Source organism: Aeromonas sp. 102P (genome assembly GCF_051920345.1).
GTDB lineage: Bacteria > Pseudomonadota > Gammaproteobacteria > Enterobacterales > Aeromonadaceae > Aeromonas > Aeromonas veronii.
In genome coordinates, this window is the sequence record NZ_JBQBCZ010000002.1 from 17,227 (window position 1) to 36,224 (window position 18,998).

The 18,998-nt window shown below is 56.0% G+C and carries 15 protein-coding genes, 1 pseudogene and 1 riboswitch; of the genes and pseudogenes, 12 read left to right on the forward strand and 4 right to left on the reverse strand.

The window, feature by feature from the left end; all coding sequences use genetic code 11:
* Positions 1-9: 9 nt before the first annotated feature.
* The 10 genes from ACTG1K_RS22155 (at position 10) to mgtE (ending at position 11,787) form a co-directional block, all read left to right on the forward strand.
* On the forward strand, positions 10-750 hold the full coding sequence (locus ACTG1K_RS22155; RefSeq protein ID WP_425854420.1) for a flagellar hook assembly protein FlgD: 741 nt from the start codon (positions 10-12) through the stop codon (positions 748-750).
* Between the two features lie 10 nt (positions 751-760).
* Positions 761-2,146, forward strand: a complete 1,386-nt coding sequence (gene flgE / locus ACTG1K_RS22160) for a flagellar hook protein FlgE (RefSeq protein ID WP_103250540.1) — start codon at positions 761-763, stop codon at positions 2,144-2,146.
* Between the two features lie 144 nt (positions 2,147-2,290).
* A complete protein-coding gene (gene flgF, locus ACTG1K_RS22165; protein ID WP_005334159.1) occupies positions 2,291-3,037 on the forward strand; it encodes a flagellar basal-body rod protein FlgF in 747 nt (248 codons plus the stop codon).
* Positions 3,038-3,051: 14 nt separating this feature from the next.
* Positions 3,052-3,840, forward strand: coding sequence for a flagellar basal-body rod protein FlgG (gene flgG, locus ACTG1K_RS22170; protein ID WP_005334158.1), 789 nt, complete (start codon positions 3,052-3,054; stop codon positions 3,838-3,840).
* Between the two features lie 14 nt (positions 3,841-3,854).
* The gene (flgH, locus tag ACTG1K_RS22175) at positions 3,855-4,526 is read left to right on the forward strand and encodes a flagellar basal body L-ring protein FlgH (protein WP_127006858.1); all 672 of its coding nucleotides are present in this window, start codon (positions 3,855-3,857) and stop codon (positions 4,524-4,526) included.
* Between the two features lie 8 nt (positions 4,527-4,534).
* On the forward strand, positions 4,535-5,632 hold the full coding sequence (locus ACTG1K_RS22180) for a flagellar basal body P-ring protein FlgI (protein WP_227273396.1): 1,098 nt from the start codon (positions 4,535-4,537) through the stop codon (positions 5,630-5,632).
* 43 nt (positions 5,633-5,675) lie between these two features.
* Positions 5,676-6,749, forward strand: a complete 1,074-nt coding sequence (flgJ, locus tag ACTG1K_RS22185; protein WP_064338291.1) for a flagellar assembly peptidoglycan hydrolase FlgJ — start codon at positions 5,676-5,678, stop codon at positions 6,747-6,749.
* A 3-nt stretch (positions 6,750-6,752) separates the two neighbouring features.
* Positions 6,753-8,756 carry a flagellar hook-associated protein FlgK gene (gene flgK, locus ACTG1K_RS22190; RefSeq protein WP_307895146.1) on the forward strand — a complete coding sequence of 668 codons (2,004 nt, stop codon included), beginning with the start codon at positions 6,753-6,755 and terminating at the stop codon, positions 8,754-8,756.
* Between the two features lie 4 nt (positions 8,757-8,760).
* Positions 8,761-9,969, forward strand: coding sequence for a flagellar hook-associated protein FlgL (gene flgL, locus ACTG1K_RS22195; RefSeq protein ID WP_440006038.1), 1,209 nt, complete (start codon positions 8,761-8,763; stop codon positions 9,967-9,969).
* A gap of 182 nt (positions 9,970-10,151) precedes the next feature.
* Positions 10,152-10,321, forward strand: a riboswitch (M-box (ykoK) riboswitch).
* A 122-nt stretch (positions 10,322-10,443) separates the two neighbouring features.
* Entirely contained in the window at positions 10,444-11,787 is a 1,344-nt protein-coding gene (gene mgtE / locus ACTG1K_RS22200; protein ID WP_203116249.1) for a magnesium transporter, read from the forward strand.
* A 60-nt stretch (positions 11,788-11,847) separates the two neighbouring features.
* Here mgtE and ppx read toward each other — a convergent pair whose 3' ends face one another.
* The 3 genes and pseudogenes from ppx to ACTG1K_RS22215 form a co-directional block, all read right to left on the reverse strand.
* Positions 11,848-13,338, reverse strand: coding sequence for an exopolyphosphatase (gene ppx, locus ACTG1K_RS22205; RefSeq protein WP_204483821.1), 1,491 nt, complete (start codon positions 13,336-13,338; stop codon positions 11,848-11,850).
* Positions 13,328-15,397: a polyphosphate kinase 1 gene (gene ppk1 / locus ACTG1K_RS22210; RefSeq protein WP_005350671.1), complete on the reverse strand. Its 2,070-nt coding sequence runs from the start codon at positions 15,395-15,397 to the stop codon at positions 13,328-13,330. Before ppk1 ends, ppx begins: the two co-directional genes overlap by 11 nt.
* Positions 15,398-15,471: 74 nt before the next feature.
* A pseudogene (locus tag ACTG1K_RS22215) lies at positions 15,472-15,987 on the reverse strand (glycine cleavage system protein R).
* A 196-nt stretch (positions 15,988-16,183) separates the two neighbouring features.
* On the opposite strand from ACTG1K_RS22215, the gene ACTG1K_RS22220 reads away from it, so the two are divergent.
* Positions 16,184-17,062: a DUF2726 domain-containing protein gene (locus ACTG1K_RS22220; protein WP_374885246.1), complete on the forward strand. Its 879-nt coding sequence runs from the start codon at positions 16,184-16,186 to the stop codon at positions 17,060-17,062.
* A gap of 187 nt (positions 17,063-17,249) precedes the next feature.
* On the opposite strand, the gene tnpA is transcribed toward ACTG1K_RS22220, so the two are convergent.
* Positions 17,250-17,675, reverse strand: coding sequence for an IS200/IS605 family transposase (tnpA, locus tag ACTG1K_RS22225; protein WP_440005151.1), 426 nt, complete (start codon positions 17,673-17,675; stop codon positions 17,250-17,252).
* A 51-nt stretch (positions 17,676-17,726) separates the two neighbouring features.
* Here tnpA and ACTG1K_RS22230 point away from each other — a divergent pair, with 51 nt between their 5' ends.
* Positions 17,727-18,899 (forward strand): RNA-guided endonuclease TnpB family protein, encoded by a 1,173-nt coding sequence (locus ACTG1K_RS22230; protein ID WP_440005152.1) that lies wholly within the window; start codon positions 17,727-17,729, stop codon positions 18,897-18,899.
* Positions 18,900-18,998 lie beyond the last annotated feature (99 nt).

Here is an 18,998-nt window from a genome sequence, read left to right on the forward strand (position 1 = left end):
GGATGCAGCATGGTCGATACAACCAGTAATGTGAACGGCATCAGCCGTACCACGACCCAGACGACAGGCAGCACAACGGCGCCGAAGAAAGAGCTGGATCAGGCTTCTTTTCTGAAGCTGCTGACCATGCAGCTGTCGTATCAGGATCCCTTCAAGCCTGTTGATAACGCCCAGATGCTCTCCCAGATGACATCCATGTCGACCTCGGAGGGGATCAATAGCTTGTCCACCCAGATGGGCAATCTTAATACTCTGATGACATCTAGTCAGGCGCTGCAAGCCTCCGCACTGGTCGGACAAAATGTGCTGCTCCCTAGCAATATCGGTTATTTGGAGAAAGAGGGGTCCATCTCCGGGGTTGTGGCTGTCGGTGTCGAGAACAAGTATTCGAATGTGAAAATTACGGTGGAAGATGAAAAGGGCCAAGTGATCAAGGAGTTTCCTCTGGAAGGTGATTTGCGCGGCAATGTTGAATTTGCTTGGGATGGTAAAGACAAGAGTGGCAATCCGGCCAAGCCTGGAAAATACGTGATTAAAGCTAACGGCACCATGGATGGAAAGTCGGAGAGCATCTCGGCCCTGACCTATGGCAAGGTTGATAGTGTGGTCCTGGGGAACGGAACCAACCCGACTCAACTCAATCTGAGAGGTCTAGGCACTACAACGCTTAACAGTATCCTGCAAATTTCAGGATCTAATCAGAACAAACCAACAACTCAGTCAAAAACCACGTCGACAGCATCGATCTAAGGAGCTGGATATGTCATTTAACAATGCCTTGAGCGGTGTCAACGCGGCACAAAAAGACTTGAACGTCACCGCCAACAACATTGCCAACGTTAATACCATGGGCTTTAAAGAGTCCCGAGCGGAGTTTGCGGATGTTTACGCCAACTCCATCTTTGTCAATGCCAAGACCCAGGTCGGTAATGGTGTGGCGACCGGTGCGGTTGCCCAGCAGTTCCACCAGGGTGCGCTGCAATTTACCAATAACGCACTGGATTTGGCGATTCAGGGGAATGGATTCTTTGTGACCTCCGATGGCCTGACCAACCTGGATCGCACCTATACTCGTGCCGGTGCCTTCAAGCTCAATGAAAACAGTTATATGGTCAACAATCAGGGGCATTACCTGCAAGGTTATGAAATTAACGCCGATGGCACCCCGAAGGCGGTCAGCATCAATGCTACCAAGCCGATCCAGATACCGGATCGGGCGGGCGAGCCAATCAAGACCAGCAAGATTGAGGCAAGCTTCAATTTGCCGTCCAAGGCGACCCCGTTATCGGCGGGCACAATGCCGGATCCTCTTGCTGTACCTCCAATAGTTGGTAGCCTGTCGAGCTTTGATCCAAAGGACTCGAAAACGTACTCGTCCTCCACCTCTGTTGTCGTGTATGACTCTTTAGGTGAGCCCCATACCATCACTAAATATTTCGTTAAAGAAGCCAGCGATGCCGACCCGACCAAACCGGCAGATCCTACAGCATGGCGTATGTATTTATATGAGGGTGAAAAGCCTATTGATATAGCCACGGGGGTTCAGACTCAAATGGCTGCAGGTGTGCCCCAGGCACCTTTGGCTGCGCGTTTTACCTTTGGTGCCGATGGTAAAATGATTACCCCAACCACCCCTGCAACAATCCAAACGGAGCAATTGGGTGCCGCTGGTGCGGGTATTATCACTAATGGTGCTGACCCCACTCAGACTTTTGAGATTTCACTGGGCACAATAACCCAATATGCCTCACCATTTGAAGTCAATAAGTTGTCGCAGGATGGCTCCACTGTCGGCCGTTTGACCAAGGTCGAGATCACTCCGGATGGCATTGTGTCCGCGACTTACAGTAACGCCACCACCATCAAGGTGGCCATGGTCGCCATGGCAAAATTTGCCAACTCGCAAGGATTGACTCAGGTTGGCGATACCTCCTGGCGACAGTCCCTGCTCTCTGGCGATGCCTTGCCGGGGACGCCCAATTCGGGCACTTTCGGGACCATCAAATCATCGGCGCTGGAGCAGTCCAACGTGGATTTGACCTCCGAGCTTGTGGACCTGATCACTGCTCAACGTAACTTCCAGGCCAACTCCCGTTCTCTGGAGGTCAACAGTTCGCTGCAGCAAACCATCCTGCAGATCCGTTAATCTCGCAATAAATGATAATGAGAGGGGGCTTGGCCCCCTCTCTGTTTCTGTCGTATTCCCATCCTCCTTATCCCCCCATATTTCTGCTGTTGGCACTCTAATTGCATTTCTCCTGTCAGAGTCATCTGTTTGACGGAGAATTCCATGGATCACCTGCTTTATATCGCCATGTCCGGGGCCAAAGAGACCATGAACAGCCTGGCTGTTCGGGGCAACAACCTCGCCAATGCCAATACCACCGGTTTCAAGTCCGATTTCGAGCAGGCCAGAAGCATGCAGGCGTTCGGAGAGGGCTTGCCAAGCCGAGTGTTTGCCATGGCTGAGCGCCCGGGTCAGAACCTGCAGCATGGCATGCTGATGACCACCGGAAGGGATCTGGACGTGGCGGTGGATGGGCCGGGCTGGATTGCCGTGCAGGATCCCAAGGGCGGCGAGGCCTATACCCGCATGGGGAATTTGCAGGTCAATGCGACCGGCAATTTGCAGACCTCGACGGGCCTGAATGTGGTGGATGACGGTGGTCAGCCCATCGTGCTGCCGATGCCGATGGAGAAACTCGAGATCAATCGGGATGGCACCATCAGCGGTCGTCCGGAGGGGGCTGCCGCCAACTTGCCGGAAGATTTTCAGCGGATCAAGCTGGTCAACCCGGCCGCCGATGCGGTGGAGAAGGGGCAAGATGGTCTGTTTCGCCGCAAGGATGGCCAGAATGAACCCGCCTCTGCCAATGTCGGCCTGATTGCCGGCTCCCTTGAGGGGAGCAACGTCAATGTGGTGGATGAGATGACCAACCTGATCCGGCTGCAACGCCAGTTCGAAACCCAGGTCAAAATCATGAAGACGGCCGAAGAGAATGATGAAGCTCAAACCCAACTACTGCGAATCAGCTAATCAAGGAGTTACCTATGAATCCCGCACTCTGGATCAGCAAGACCGGGTTGGATGCACAGCAGACCAATATTTCGGTCACCTCGAACAACTTGGCGAACGCCAGCACCGTGGGCTTTAAAAAGTCACGGGCCATCTTTGAAGATCTGCTGTATCAAAATATCAACCAGCCCGGTGGCCGCTCTTCTGCCGATACCGAGCTCCCCTCCGGCTTGATGCTGGGGGCGGGTGCCAAGGTGGTGGCGACCCAGAAAAACCACAGCCAGGGCAACGTACAAACCACTGACAACTCGCTCGATTTGATGATCAGTGGTCGTGGTTACTTTGAAATTCAGCTGCCGGATGGTAGTGCGGCCTATACCCGCAACGGTCAGTTCACCCTTAACGATGAAGGGACCATAGTGACGCCGGGTAATGGTTACCCGCTGCAACCGGAAATCCAGATCCCGGAAAACGCCCAGAGCGTTACGGTGGGTGAAGATGGCCAGGTCTCGGTGCAGCTCAAGGGCGATGGCGCTTCTCAGGTCGTCGGTCAGATCAACATCTCCGACTTCGTCAACGCCAGCGGCTTGCAGCCGATGGGGGAGAACATGTTCGTCGAGACCCAATCCAGTGGTGCTGCCGCCCAGGGGACTGCCGGTGCCGATGGCTTGGGGGTGATCAAGCAGGGGATGCTGGAGACTTCCAACGTCAACGTGACCGAAGAACTGGTGAATCTCATTCAGGCTCAGCGGGTCTACGAGATGAACTCCAAGGTGCTCTCCGCCGTGGACGGCATGATGTCCTTCCTGATCCAGCGTACCTAATTAGGAGGTGCATGATGAAAGCCGTATGGATGCTGGGATTGTTGGTGCTGGGTGGGTGTAGCAGCACTCCCAATACGCCCAAGCCTGATGATCCCGAGTTTTCCCCCGTCTACGGGGAGTCGGAGCCGGTGTCGGTGCGGCCGACAGGGGCGATTTTCCAGCCGGATCAGGTCAATGGCATCTATTCGGATATCAAGGCGCACAAGGTAGGCGACATCATTACCATCGAGTTGTCGGAGTCGACCTCAGCCTCGAAAAAGGCCAATACCCAGAGTGGCAAGGACAATAAATTCAATCTGGATCCAGTCAAGCTGGGTGGTGTGCCGGTCACCGCCAGTCCCTATGATCTCTCTGCCTCCATTGGACAAAACAGCGCGTTCAAGGGCCAGGCCAAAGCGGACCAGAGCAACAGCTTGCAGGGTAATATTTCGGTCAGCGTGGCCAAGGTGCTGCCCAACGGCAATCTGCTGGTGCGTGGTGAGAAGTGGATCATGCTCAACAATGGCAATGAATATATCCGGATCACCGGCCTTATTCGCCCGGAGGATGTGACATCTGATAACAGCGTTTCGTCCCAGAAAGTGGCCAATGCCCGCATTTACTACGGCGGTACCGGCGATCTGGCCAATAGCCAGGAGCAAGGGTGGCTTACCAGCTTTTTCAATGGTCCCTGGTGGCCGCTCTAGGAGATGTTATGAAGTCACTCCGTCTTGTCACTCTGTTTTGCTGTCTGCTGCCCTTGGGTGTGGCCAATGCGGCCCGGATCAAGGACATCAGCTCGGTTGAAGGGGTGCGTAACAACCAGCTGATTGGTTACGGTCTGGTGGTGGGGTTGCCCGGCACTGGCGAGAAGAACAACGCCTTCACCGAGCAGACCTTCCGTACCATGCTCAACAACTTTGGCATCAAGGTGCCGGATAACATCAAGCCCAAGATCAAGGATGTGGCGCCGGTGGCGATACATGCCGACCTGCCCCCCTTCTCCAAGCCGGGCCAGACCATCGATGTGACGGTCTCTGCCATTGGCGAGGCCAAGAGCCTGCGGGGCGGCACTCTGCTGCAGAGCTTTCTGAAAGGGCTCGATGGCCGGGTTTATGCGGTCGCCCAGGGCAGTCTGGTGGTCGGTGGTCTGGGGGCCGAGGGGGCTGATGGTTCCAAGGTAGTGATCAATACCCCGACTGTCGGGCGGATTGCCAACGGTGCGACCGTGGAGCGGGAGGTGCCCAACTCCTTCAGTCAGGGGGACACCATCACCTTCAACCTTAACCGCCCCGACTTTACTACGGCGCGCCGTCTGGCCGATGTGGTCAACGATCTGGTGGGGCCCAATACCGCTCAGGCGCTCGATGCCACCTCTGTCAAGGTCTATGCCCCGCGAGATCCGGGTCAGCGCGTCTCCTATCTCGCCACCATCGAGAATCTGGAGGTGGATCCGGCCAACGAGGCGGCCAAGATCATCGTTAACTCCCGCACCGGCACCATAGTGATCGGCAGTCAGGTCAAGCTCAAACCGGCGGCCATCAGCCATGGCGGGTTGACGGTGACCATCGCCGAAAACCAGCAGGTCTCCCAGCCCAACCCGCTGGCAGGAGGAGAGACAACGGTGACCAACAACTCGACCATCAATGTCCAGCAGGAGCCGGGGCGGATGTTCAAATTTGATACCGGTGCGACCCTGGACGATCTGGTCCGGGCGGTCAATCAGGTTGGGGTCGCCCCGGGTGATTTGATGGCCATCCTTGAGGCGCTGCAGCAGGCAGGCGCCATCGAAGGGCAACTGGTCATATTGTAACAAGCGGCAAGTGGTTGCCACGGGTGGCAATGAGGTAAGCAAAATGGCGGAGTTTGACAGCAACAGCGGCATGAATCTCGGGATGGTACAGGACATCAAGAACCTGGACCGTCTGCGCCAGATGAGCCAAAGCAAAGAGGGACAGGCCGAAGCGCTCAAGAGTGCGTCACGCCAGTTCGAGTCAATCTTTACCCAGATGCTGTTTCAGAGCATGCGTCAGGCCAACGGGGTGTTGACTCAGGACAACCCGATGAATAGCAGCTATACCCAGTTCTATGAAGGGATGCTGGATGAGCAGCGGGTTGCCGACATGTCCAGCAAGGGTGGGCTGGGATTGGCTGACATGGTGGCCAAGCAGCTCTCTCCCGAGACCTTTACCCATCAGGATGGACGGGTGCTCAAGATGCCGCAGCGCACCGAACGGACCTACAAACCCTATCAGCCACCGACGGCCGCTGCCGATGATTTGATCGCGGCATCAAAAGTTGGCAAAGATTTTGCTGAAAAAGAGATGACCGAGGGGGTCAAGGAGAGCCACGCACTCACTATGCCCCGTCGAGCGCACCGCAGCATTCCGCCCATGGGGCGCATGGCCAGCGAAGAGGGCAGTGCCACCGGTAGTGGAGGCAAAGAGTTCGATACGCCGGAAGAGTTTGTCAATCGTCTGATGCCGCTGGCCAAGAAAGCGGCCGACAAGCTGGGGTTAAGCCCGGCGGTACTGGTCGCCCAGGCGGCACTGGAGAGCGGTTGGGGCAAGCGGGTGATCAAGGATGGTGAGGGGCAGGTGACCCATAACCTGTTTGGTATCAAGGCCGATCCGCGCTGGGAAGGGCCAAAGGCGGTGGTCAGCACGCTCGAGTATGAGCAAGGTGTTGCCTCCCGTCAGAAAGCGGCATTTCGCTCCTATGAGTCGTTTGAAGAGAGCTTCAACGACTATGTGGACTTCCTCACTTCCGGCTCTCGCTACAAGGGAGCCCTGGCGAAGGTGGATAGTCCTGATCGCTACTTTGAGGCGCTGCAACAGGCGGGTTATGCCACCGACCCGCACTACGCCAGAAAATTGAAACAGGTATTGCGCAGTGATGCCATTGCCCAATACAACGAGATGGAGCTGTAACGTATGGCAAGCGACCTGCTTGGGATTGGTTCATCGGGCGTGCTGGCACAGCAACGCCTGCTGCAGACCACCAGTAACAACATAGTGAACGTCAATAGCCAGGGCTATGTGCGTGAGCGTACGCTGGTGTATACCAATACCATCGGTCTGGGGACCGGTGACATCAAGACCCAGCGGGTAATCAACGACTATATGCAGGGGGAGGTGCGCCGTGATACCTCCGCCTATCATGCCTCCCTGACCCATTATGAACAGCTGGCTGGCGTTGACAGCTTGCTTGGGGATACCAGCAACAGCGTGGGGGCGGCCATCACCTCCTACTTCAAGTCATTTCACTCTGCCAATGAATCGCCTGCCGAGATCGGTGGGCGCAAGGTGGTGATGACTGAGTTGAGTGGCATGGTCAACCGTTTTCATACCCTCTCGGCGCAGCTCGACAAGCAGAACGATACCCTCAATACCCGCATTGAAGATGAAACCAAGCAGGTCAACAGCCTGCTCACCAGCATCAATGATCTTAATCAGGCCATCATCCGCACCCAGGGGTCACCCGAAGAGAACCTGATGCTGTTTGATCAGCGGGATGAGGCGATCCGCCAGCTGTCGGAGAAGATGGATATTCGCACCGTAGCCCAACCCAACGGCAGCATGCTGGTCAATATGAGCACCGGCCATTCGCTGATCCTCGATGGGGGCGTCGCCCAGTTCAAGGTGATTGCAGGAGATCCTGACTCCCGGGATCAGGAGCTGCAACTGACTCTGGGGGATAATCAGGCAACCATCGACCACGATACGTTTGGTGGCGCCATGGGGGGGCTGTTCAAGGCGCGTACCGACCTTGAGCCTACCAAGCGCGAACTGGGGCAGCTGGCCGTGGCGATGGCCGATGCGATGAACCAGCAGAACCGCCTCGGGATGGATCTGGATAACGAGATTGGCGGTGACATCTTCACCCTGCCTACCAGCAAGGGCTTACCCTACGGTAATAACACCGGGACGGTCGGGGCGAATGTTAGCTTCGTGCCGGGCAAGGGGACATCAGTGACCCCGTTTGATTACGAAGTGCGCTTTAGCAGCGCCACCGGTTATGAGGTGTTCTCGCTGGACAAGTCTGGTAATCGAACCTCTGTGGCGATTGGCACGACCCCTCCTGCAACGTTTGAACTCACGGGTCACGGCATTTCAATCGATCTCACCGGTGCGCCAGCTGCGGGTGACAGACTGTTGCTGCAACCGACCAAAAGTGCGGCCGCCGGTTTGGGTCAGCTGATCACCCGACCGGAAGATCTGGCCTTGGCCTCTCCGCTTAAAGCGGAAAAGACCACCAATAATGGTGGCGGGGCTGATATCAAACTGGGTGGTGTATTCAATACAGGTGCAGGGTCAGGTTTTGGTACCAATAGTCTGAGCCCGACAGCGCCTCAGGTCGTCAAGATTGACGCCAACGGTAACTATCAGGTGTTTCAAGCCGATGGCACTACCCTGATTGGCACTGCCCCTGCGAGCAGCAAAGGGCAAAACCTGATGTCTGCGATCGTCAACCCTTTCCCCGCCGGAGCCGCAGTCTATGCCAACCCGAAACAGGCCCCCGGCTACGAGTTCAGCATCACCGGAACGGTGAATGCTAACGACAGCTTCAAGCTCAGTTACAACAGCAATGGCTTTGCCGATAACAGCAATGGCCTGGTTCTGGCCGAGCTGCAAAACAAGGATCTGGTGCGCAAGAGCACCAATGGTGGGACGACCAACGACAAGATGACCTTCAATCAGGCCTATTCCGGGTTGGTGATGGAAGTGGGTAACAATACCAGTCAGGCAAAAACGCTGCTCAAGGCCAATGAGTCCAAGCTTATCCAGAGCACCGGCATCTTTGAAAGCGTGTCTGGGGTCAATCTGGAGGAGGAGGCGGCCAATCTGATCCGCTTCCAGCAATCCTATGCGGCATCGGCGCAAATCGTCAGCACGGCCAAAACTATTTTCGATACACTGCTCTCTTCCGTGAGGTAACGTCATGCGCATCACCACCAACATGATCTACGACCGGAATATCTATTCCCTCAACAGTGCCAACGAGCGGTTGAATACTGCCTATCAACAGCTGCAAACCGGCAATAAATTTCAGACTGCCGGCGAAGATCCTGCGGGGATGAGCCAGAAGATGGCACTGACCAAGGAGATTGACCTGTTCAAGCAGTACAGTGTCAATGGCAGCTTGCTGGAAAACAGCCTGGGGCATGAGGAGACGGTATTAACGTCGATTAACAATGCAATGCTTAGTGCCCAGACCCTGATCCAGAAGTCAAATAATGGCGCTATCAGCATGGATGATCGCAAGGCCATAGCCAGCGAGCTGGAAGGGTTGCAGCAGCAAATGTTTGATCTGATGAATAGCAAAAACTCTTCGGGTGAATTTATATTTGGCGGCAATCAGAGCAAGACCCAGCCATATATCAAAGATGCCAACGGAAAGTATATCTATCAGGGGGACCCAGGTCAGCGAAATATTCAGGTCTCACCCACAGTACAAATTGCTGCCAATGATTCCGGGCAGGATCTGTTTGAAATCGTGGCGACCAGAAGAACTGCCAGTGCAACCACCGCAAATATCAAGGTCGGAGTCGGCGATCAGGGCAACTTTGATAATTTCTATAAGTCCAATTATAACTCGGCACTGCCCAGCAACACCTATACCGTATCAACCACCATAGGCCCGCCTGATACCTATGATATCAAGGATGCCGGTGGTACTACCCTGCAAACGGGTAACTACACTGCTGGCACCAAGATCCCCTTCAATGGTCTGGAGTTGACCCTTGATTTGCCTGCAGGTGGTGCGGCTCAGCAGTTTGACCTTAATCCACCGAAGAATGACAACATATTGAATGGTATGTCGGATTTTATTACCGCCTTGCGTGATCCCGCTATTACCGCTGACAACTTTGCGCTGGAAGTAGCCGATGCTACCGTCCATATGAAAAATGCTCACCTGAATATCGATCATGGATTGGGGGAGTTGGGTGGCAGGATGAACAGTCTCGAGGCTGTCATGGATTCTAACGAGGGGTTGAGTACCCTCAACGCCGAGGCGAGAGCCAAGGTATCGGAAGCGGACCTCTATGAAGTGATTTCCGCGTTGTCAAAAGAGGATGCGGCATTGAGTGCCTCGCAACTCTCGTTCAGCAAAATAAGCCGTCTGACACTGTTTGACTATATTCGCTAATAAATAAGGGGCCCTTTGGGGCCTTTTCTTTTATCCAGGTTCTGTAAATTGGTTCCGTGTCATCTCCTGCCAATTGTAACAAGCTGTTGCCGTTGCCAACTTAATGGTGGTTGCGGGGTTGACCTCCCAGCGGGATTGGATAATCATGCCGCCCGCACAACAGAGGGTTGTGCGAATTATTTGCAGCATCTCGTTAGGCGAGGCTCCTGTATAAACACAGGCCACTGATCTCACGACGTCCAGAGACGCCCAAGATCAGGACAGTTTTCATCGGATTAAGGTGTAAACCCAAGTGGCTTCCGGCATGCCGGATACGTTATACAGTGCTAAAGCTGGTACGTGGGGATGATGACACGCCGAACGGCGTCATTTCCTGCCTATTACTCGTCAATCAAATTGCTGTTTTCTTGTCGTTGCCTCCGGCTATTTCCGGAGGCATTCAGGCTCGCCTGAAATCACATGAGGATATCTGTGATGAAGAAAACACATACCATTCTTAACCGTCACCAACTGCTCGATCTGGCCGCCCTGCAGGGTTGGCTGGAACATAATCTGGATCCGGTTCAGCGCGCCGATCAACTGCTGACCCTGCGTCCGGAAGAGCTCAACTGCATCTTTGATACCCTGCCAATTCCGCAAGGTGCCGAACTGCTCGGCTCACTCTCGGCCGAGAGTGCCGGGCGCCTGTTGCAGCGGCTCCATGGCAGCATCGTCAGCGTGTTGCAGGAGGCCATTCCCCGCCGTGATATGGTCGCCATCCTGCGCAAACTGAGTCGTCAGGATCGCACCATGTTGCTGGCTCGCTTCCCGACCCAGGCGCAGGCCATGTATTACTCCCTGCTGGATTGGCCCACCGAGTCGGTGGGGGCCAACATGCGCCACGAATATCTGGCGGTGCGGGAGGAGGACACGGTCGGTCACGCCAAACAGCTGATCCACGATGCCTGGGACAATGCCCAGCTGTTTCGCCATATCTATGTGGTCAACGGGGATGGTCGTCTGCAAGGGAGCCTCTCCCTCAAGACCTTGCTGATCGCTGACCCGCTGGCCAGTGTCGCGACCCTGATGGATCGGGAGACGGTGCGGATCAATGCCCGTGCGGATCAGGAGCTGGCAGCGCGTCTGCTGATCGACCGCGACCTGTCGGTATTGCCGGTCGAGGATCAGGGGCGACTGGTCGGTATTTTCCACGTCGATGATGCGGCGGATATTCTGGAGCTCGAATCCACCGAGGATGCCGAGATGCAAGGGGGCTCATCACCGCTCGACACCCCTTACTTGCAGGCGACGCCCTGGCAGCTGTGGCGCAAACGGGTGGGCTGGCTGCTTATCCTGTTTGTGGCGGAAGCCTACACCGGCACCGTGCTGCGGGCATTTGAGGAGCAGCTGGAAGCGGCCATCGCGCTGGCTTTCTTTATCCCCTTGCTGATCGGTACTGGTGGTAACAGCGGCACCCAGATCACCACCACCATAGTACGAGCCATGGCGGTCGGGGAGGTGAGTCTGCGCAATCTCGGCACAGTGCTGAAAAAGGAGCTCTCCACCGGTCTGCTCATCTCGGGTGCCATTGCCATGGCGGCCTGGGTACGGGCATGGAGTCTCGGCGTCGGTCCCCAGATTGGCATGGTGGTGACCTTTACCATCATCGCCATCGTGCTCTGGAGTGCCACGGTCGCGTCCATTATTCCCATGGTGCTGCGTCGTTTCCGCATCGATCCGGCGGTGGTCTCTGCGCCATTCATCGCGACACTGGTGGATGGCACCGGCCTTATCATCTACTTCGAGATGGCCAAGTGGTTGTTGCCCGAGTTGCAGTAACCGGGAGATTGAGATGAAAAAGGCAGCCAGTGGGCTGCCTTTTGTATTTATCTTTCCGGTTTAGCCGAGCTGGAACAACAGTGGCCAGCCCTGCTCCTGGCAATAACGATGCTCTTTCTCCAGATTCTGCATCAGGAGACGGTTCTCTTCGCACCAGTCGATCGGCAGGGTCACGACCAACTGATCGCCTTGCACTGCGACTTTCCACTCAGGCAGCAGGTTGTCCTGGCGCTTGTGGTGAGCGGCGACTGCGAGGCGCAGGATGCGGATGCAGCGCAGCACCGTCTGCATGTCGTGGTTGGGCAGGGGCGGCAGCTCGGAGAGTTTTAGCCCCTTGCGCTGAAAGCGTACTAGCGCGGCCAGCAGGGCCTGATCGTCCTGGTTGAAGCCGGGCAGGTCGGTGTGTTGCAGGATATAGGCGGAGTGGCGATGAATGCCGCTGTAGTTGATGGCAAGGCCAATTTCGTGCAGCCGCGCCGCCCAGCCTAGGATGGCGCGATAGGGCTCTACCTCCATCTGCCAGGGCTCTTGCAAGGCATCGAACAACGTCAGCACGCTCTGCTCCACCCGGGCGGCTTGTTTGCGGTCCATCCGGTAGTGGGTACCGAGCGCCTGTGCGGTACGCTCGCGAATATCGTGGTGCTGCAAGCGCTCCTCGAACTCATACAGCAATCCTTCGCGCAGAGCACCATCGGAGTAGTCGAGCCGCTCGATGGGCAATGAGGTAAACAGGCCAAGCAGGATGGCGACCGCAGCGGCAAACACCTCCTGACGCTCCTCGGTAAGCCCGACCAGCTTGAGGTTATCCACTCGCTTGCGCTCAATCATCAGCGCCTTGAGCCGCTCCAACCCCTCCAGCGTAATGCTGCCGTCAGTCAGCCCTTCGCCTTGCAGTACATCCCGTACCGTACGAATGGAGCCTGAGCTGCCAAGGCAGCTCTGCCAGCCCAGCTTGCGGTACTGGTTGACGATGGGGGCGAGCTGGTGCTGCGCCTCCAGCACGGCATTGGTGAAGTGCTTGTCGCTCAGCTTGCCGCTGGCAAAGAAGCTTTGGGTAAAGCTGACGCAGCCCATCTTGCGACTGGTGAGGGCCTTGTGTTCAAACCCTTCACCGATGATGAGTTCGGTGCTGCCGCCGCCGATATCGATCACCAGTACCTGGCCCTCGATATGCTGGGTATGGGCAACCCCCTGATAGATGAGCCGTGCTTCTTCCTGCCCGCTGATGATCTCGATGGGGTGGTTGAGCACCTTGGCTGCTTCACTCACAAATTCGCGCGCGTTGCTGGCACGGCGCAATGTGTAGGTACCGGCGATGCGGATCTGATCCGGCTTGATATTGGTGAGGCGCTCGGCAAACAGCGACAGGCAGGCGAGACCGCGTTCCATCGCCTCCGGGCTCATGCGTTTTTGCTCATCCATCCCTTCCGCCAGCCGCACTCGCTCCTTGATGCGATCGACGATGCGAAAACGCCCTTCGCTCAGATGGGCGATCACCATATGAAAACTGTTGGAGCCGAGATCCACGGCGGCATAGAGACTATTGTCCATTGTTTGACTCGATACGTTTGAGATAGTCGTAAATCGCCACCTGAGAGCGGATCTTGCGGCGGTTGCCCCGCTTCACATATTCGTTCTGCTGGTCGGCATCGATGACCCGCGCCTTGCAGGTATCACTCAGTTGTAGCTCGAGAATGTCCATGATGCGCTGCTTGAGCCGCTCGTCATAAATGGGGGTGCCCACCTCGATCCGGCCGTCGATATTGCGGCTCATCCAGTCGGCGCTGGAGATATAGAGCTGGGGGTTGCCCTTGTTGTGGAACACCATCACCCGCGGGTGCTCGAGGAAGCGGTCGATGATGCTGATCACCTTGATGTTGTCACTGAGGCCCGGTACGCCCGGACGCAGGGCGCACATGCCACGGATGATCATCTGGATCGGCACCCCGGCCTGCCCAGCGGCATAGAGCCGGTTGATGAGATCCTTGTCCACCAGATTGTTGATCTTGAGGATGATACCGCTCGGCTGGCCCGCCTTGGCGTTGGAGAGCTCGTTGTCGATGAGGCGATAGAGCTGACGGCGGCTGTTGATGGGGGAGACCAGCAGGTGGTTGAATTTGTAACGCTTATAGGGGTACTCGATGTATTCAAATACCCCTTCCACTTCGGCGGTGATATCCGGATTGCGGGTGAGCAGCGAGAAGTCGGTGTAGATCTTGGCGGTCTTCTCGTTGAAGTTGCCGGTACCGATATGGGCATAGCGCACCGCCTCGCCATTTTCGTGGCGGGTGATGAGGCAGAGCTTGGAGTGGATCTTGAGGCTCGGCACCCCGAACACAACCTTGACCCCGGCATCGGTGAGAATATTGGCCCAGTCGATGTTGGCCGCTTCGTCGAAACGGGCGCGCAGCTCGACCACCACGGTCACCTTCTTGCCGTTGTTGGCGGCATCGATGAGGGAGTGGATGATCCGCGACTTCTTGGCCACCCGGTAGATATTGATGCGAATGGCGCTGACCGCCGGGTCGAACGCCGCCTGGCGCACCAGCTCGGTGAAGTGGTGGAACTTGTGATACGGGTAGTAGAGCAGGATATCCTGCTTGGTAATCGCATCGAAGGCGTTGACGAAGCCGTCAAAATCGCGGCAATCGAGGGCCGGCAGCTTGGGGTTTTCCAGATAGTCACGGCCCACGTTGGGGAAGCCGATGAAATCCTTGAAGTTGTGATAGCGTCCGCCCGGCATGATGGCGTCGTAGGAGCTGATCTGCAGCTTGAGCTTGAGGAAGCTTATCATGGCAGCGGGCATCTCCCGCTCGTAGACGAAGCGCACCGGCATGGCGGTGAGGCGCTGCTTCAAGCCGTCACTCATCTTGTCCACCAGGCTCAAGTCCAGCTGGTCGGAGAGATCATATTCGGCATCCCGGGTCAGCTTCACCGCATAGGCGGCAATCTCGTCGTAGTCGAAGAAGCCTTTGAAGATCTCGTCGAGGCAGAAGCGGATGACGTTATCCAGAATGATGATCTGCTTCTTGCGGCGGGTCCCTTCCGGCGGCAGCTGGAAGAAGCGGGGCAGGTCGTCGGTCGGCACTTCCACTAGGGCGTACTGGATCACCTGACCGTTCTTCTTCATCTCGATGGCCAGATAGGTGTACTCATCCTTGAGGAATTTGACCGGATTGACCTCTTTGTTGAGCAGGATCGGGATGATGTGACGCAGCACCTTCTCCTTGAAGAAGACCCGCAGCCACTTCTGAATGGCATCGGAGAGCTGGTTCTCGTTGACCAGAAAGATGTTGTGGCGGGCCAGCGCAATCAACAGTTCTTTATAGGTGTTGTCGAACGCTTCACCGAGCGCCATCACTTTTTGCTGGATGGCGCGCAGCAGCACTTTCGCTTCATCGTCGCCACCATGTACTTCATTGATGAGGATGCGACGCTTGACGTCCGATACCCGTACCTTGAAGAACTCATCCTGGTTGGAGGAGAAGATCCCCAGAAAACGAACCCGCTCGATGAGGGGCACCGTCTTGTCCATTGCCTCTTGCAACACCCGTTCATTGAATGAGAGCCAGCTCAGCTCTTTCTCTTCATACTGCTTGTCGGTGCTCATCTTGTGCCTCTGTTTCAGGTCGCGTCTGCGCGGCAGTTATGGTGTTAATATATGACAAATAAATGACAGTATTGTTACTGCTCGCTGAACGCTTCGTCGATGTCGACCACCAGATCGTCGGAGAGGGATTCCAGCGCGGTGATAAGCGTATCCATCGCGAGCCCGTCGGGCAGAGCAACCAGCGCATGGGCATAGAAGAGCGGGGCGCCGGAGTGGGGAGCCGGTTCACAGCCAGTGGTGAGATCGGCCACGTTGATCTCGAGCTAGCGCAGGATGCTGGCTACTTCATGGACGATACCGGGGCGGTCGTTGCCGGTCACCGTCATCATGACTTGATGGGCTGGCTCGGTGGTCGGTGTCCCTTCGGCAAAGCTGATGGTCAGACCCGGTAGCAGGGCCAGTGCTTCGCACAGGCTGCGATAGTGCTCATCGGGGACAGAGACATGGAGGATACCGGCAAACTGTCCCGCCAGTTCGCTCATGGCGCTGCCCAGCCAGTTGCCCTGCTCGCGGCTGATGACTGCAGCCAGACTCTCGACGATCCCGGGTTTGTCTGCACCGATCACGGTGACCACCAATTGCTTTTGCATCCTGCTCTCCTTGAAATGGGATTTCTTGCTCTATCCCTATTGTGCCTGCTGGGGCTGGTCATATGAACCCCCGCCTGCTGACAAATAGATAAAAAGACGGGACTTTTCACTTTCTATACACGGGTCTGCTGCCTTGCTCCGTGGCGGCTGTGGTAAAGTAATTCCCCTTTCGTGTCGTGAACTGGATCGTGCTCTCATGAATACCCTTGTCCTATCGGGATTGTTGTTGCTGGCGCTGCTTGTGCTGGCGATCTTCTGGAGCAGAGGCAGACAGCAAAAGCGCCTGCCCTATGATGTGCAGGAGACCCTGTTCAGTCCCGCCGAGCGATCCTTCCTCGGGGTGCTGGATCTGGCGGTGGGTGACAAGGCCCGGGTCTTTGCCAAGGTGCGGGTGGCCGATGTGCTGACGCCGCAGGCCGGGATCGGCAAAAGCAAATGGCAGCAGCATTTCAACAAGATCAGCGCCAAGCATTTCGACTATCTGCTTTGCCACCCTGCGGATCTCTCCTTTATCTGCGCCATCGAACTCGATGACAGCTCCCATCGTCACCAGAAGCGCAAGGCGCGGGATCTCTTTCTGAAAACTGCCTGTGACAGCGCCGGTCTGCCGTTGCTGCAGATCCCGGCAAGTGCCAGCTATCTGGTGGAAGAACTGCGCGAACAGATCCTGCCGCTGCTGGTCAAAACCAGCGAACCGGTGATCGACGATCTGCCGCACGGGGCGCGCCGCGAGCCGACGTTCAACCCTCTGTTGCTGGACGGCGTGGATGTTGGTGCCGGGATGCGTGGCCGCACTCCCCATGCCGAGGCGATCTCGCCCGCGCCATTTCACGAGCCCGTCATCCAGTCCAAGGGGGGGGGTGAGGCGCCACAGAGTGAGGGTGAGCTGGTCGATAGCCTGTTCGCCGATGTAGAGGATGACGAGGAGCATGAAGTGCACCACTGCCCTCGTTGTGATGCGCCGCTGGTGGAGCGGGAGGCGAAAAAAGGCCCCCACGCCGGTCGACTCTTTCTGGCTTGCAGCCGTTTTCCCGAGTGTCGTTACGCGGCGCCGCACCACCATAATCGCCACTGAGAGCGCTTCACTGTGTCCCATGCTGCCCTCTGACGAGGGCAGTTTTCTTTCCGCTTTTGGCTGCGTTTGTTAACGGCGCCAATGCAGAAAATTCCTCGGCAAAATTTATCTAATCTCCCGTTTCTGTCGATACACTTAGCAAATGCCCCGTAAACCCTCGCCCAATCGGGCGGGGATATAAGGGGAGCTAATCTGGTGTTTTCTGCGATGCCACATACGCCTTCAGCGTTTCGATAGTGGCCCCTCCTGCGCTACAGGCAAAGTAAGAGCGTGACCACAGCATCCCACTATTGCTCTGTTTCCGTAGATGCGTATTCAAAATCCGCACATGGCGGCTGCTGATTGACTTTAAATTGTTGACCAGCACGCTGATGGACAGCTTGGGCGGATAAGCAACGAGAAGATGAACGTGATCGGCTTCTCCATCCATCTCCAAAATCTCCACCTCCAACTTCTCGGCTGCGGACAAAAACGCGTGGCGCATCTGTTCGATCATGGTGCCGTCGAGCAGTTTGCGGCGGTACTTTGTGGTGAAGATTAAATGCACAACCAGCTTGCTGACGGAATGACGTTTGCGCAGATAGCCAGTGAAATCAATGTTGTGCTCACTCATTTGAAATGTCTCGAATTAAAGCATATAGTGCCTGAACTTTATCAGTGAGCAGTGACCGTGAAAAGAGCTACTAAAGTACGCCTTTACCCAACAAACGAACAGGCTACATTTTTAAATGCCCAGTTCGGAGCTGTGCGGTTTGCGTACAACAAGGCTCTTCGTATTCAACGGCACATGTTCAAGCGCCGTGGTGTATCCCTGAAGCCCAAGCGTGACTTGAAACCGCTACTAGCGGTGGCAAAAAAATCGCGCAAATATGCCTGGCTCAAAGAGTACGATTCCCTCGCCTTGCAACAGGCAGTGATCAATCTGGACAAAGCATTTGCCAACTTTTTCAACCCTAAGCTCAAGGCTCGGATGCCGACTTTCAAGAGCAAACGGGGCAGGCAATCGAGCTACCACCCCAACGGGAAGGTACTGGCCGATGCTATCCAGCTACCGAAGATGACGCCGATCAAAGCAGTGCTCCACAGGGACATCAAAGGAACAATCTCTAGCATCACGATCAGCCGTGGCCCGACAGGGAAATACTACGCGTCAATTCTCAGTGATGATGGCTGCGAAGCGCCCGCCAAGCCGACACTCATCACAGATGTGACAGGCTGCGACATGGGGCTGTCTCACTATCTCATCGCGTCCAACGGCAAGAAGATCGACAACCCGCGTCACCTTATCAATGCCAGCCGCAATCTGCGGCGCAAGCAAAAATCGTTATCTCGCAAAAAAAGAGGCAGCGCCAACCGAGCGAAGGCACGGATACAGCTGGCCGCCCTGCACGAACGTGTAGCCAACGCCCGCGCCGATTTTCAGCACAAACTCTCCCGAACGATGGTTGACGAAAACCAAGCGGTCATCGTAGAGACATTGAAATCAGCGAACATGATGAAGAATCACAACCTAGCCAGAGCCATAGGAGATGCGGGCTGGCATGGATTTATCATGAAGCTGGAGTACAAAGCAGAGGCGCAGGGGAGACACGTGGTCAAGCTAGACCAATGGTTTGCCAGCTCGAAACTGTGCAGCTGCTGCGGGCACAAGATGCCTGAAATGCCATTGCATCAGCGCAGTTGGGCTTGCCCAGCATGTAATGCGGAGCATGACCGGGATATCAACGCGGCCATGAACATCCGACAGCAAGGCATATTGGAATTAAAAGCGGCGGGACACGTCGTTTCTACCCATGGAGGCCAGCGTAAATCTGCCAATTCGGCAGTAGCGGCCTAAGAAGTGGGAAGCCTCGCCGCTTGCGGCGGGGAGCAGTCACCCTGAATACGACAATTTTTGACAATGTGTCGGAATTTTGGCACTTTGTGTGCCAGCAAA

Coding starts and splice junctions, on each gene's coding strand:
- ppk1 (WP_005350671.1), bottom strand. CDS start 15,397: ATGAGCACCGACAAGCAGTATGAAGAGAAAGAGCTGAGCTGGCTCTCA.
- ppx (WP_204483821.1), bottom strand. CDS start 13,338: ATGGACAATAGTCTCTATGCCGCCGTGGATCTCGGCTCCAACAGTTTT.
- ACTG1K_RS22220 (WP_374885246.1), top strand. CDS start 16,184: ATGAATACCCTTGTCCTATCGGGATTGTTGTTGCTGGCGCTGCTTGTG.
- ACTG1K_RS22155 (WP_425854420.1), top strand. CDS start 10: ATGGTCGATACAACCAGTAATGTGAACGGCATCAGCCGTACCACGACC.
- flgL (WP_440006038.1), top strand. CDS start 8,761: ATGCGCATCACCACCAACATGATCTACGACCGGAATATCTATTCCCTC.
- ACTG1K_RS22180 (WP_227273396.1), top strand. CDS start 4,535: ATGAAGTCACTCCGTCTTGTCACTCTGTTTTGCTGTCTGCTGCCCTTG.
- mgtE (WP_203116249.1), top strand. CDS start 10,444: ATGAAGAAAACACATACCATTCTTAACCGTCACCAACTGCTCGATCTG.
- tnpA (WP_440005151.1), bottom strand. CDS start 17,675: ATGAGTGAGCACAACATTGATTTCACTGGCTATCTGCGCAAACGTCAT.
- flgJ (WP_064338291.1), top strand. CDS start 5,676: ATGGCGGAGTTTGACAGCAACAGCGGCATGAATCTCGGGATGGTACAG.
- flgF (WP_005334159.1), top strand. CDS start 2,291: ATGGATCACCTGCTTTATATCGCCATGTCCGGGGCCAAAGAGACCATG.
- flgH (WP_127006858.1), top strand. CDS start 3,855: ATGAAAGCCGTATGGATGCTGGGATTGTTGGTGCTGGGTGGGTGTAGC.
- flgE (WP_103250540.1), top strand. CDS start 761: ATGTCATTTAACAATGCCTTGAGCGGTGTCAACGCGGCACAAAAAGAC.
- flgG (WP_005334158.1), top strand. CDS start 3,052: ATGAATCCCGCACTCTGGATCAGCAAGACCGGGTTGGATGCACAGCAG.
- flgK (WP_307895146.1), top strand. CDS start 6,753: ATGGCAAGCGACCTGCTTGGGATTGGTTCATCGGGCGTGCTGGCACAG.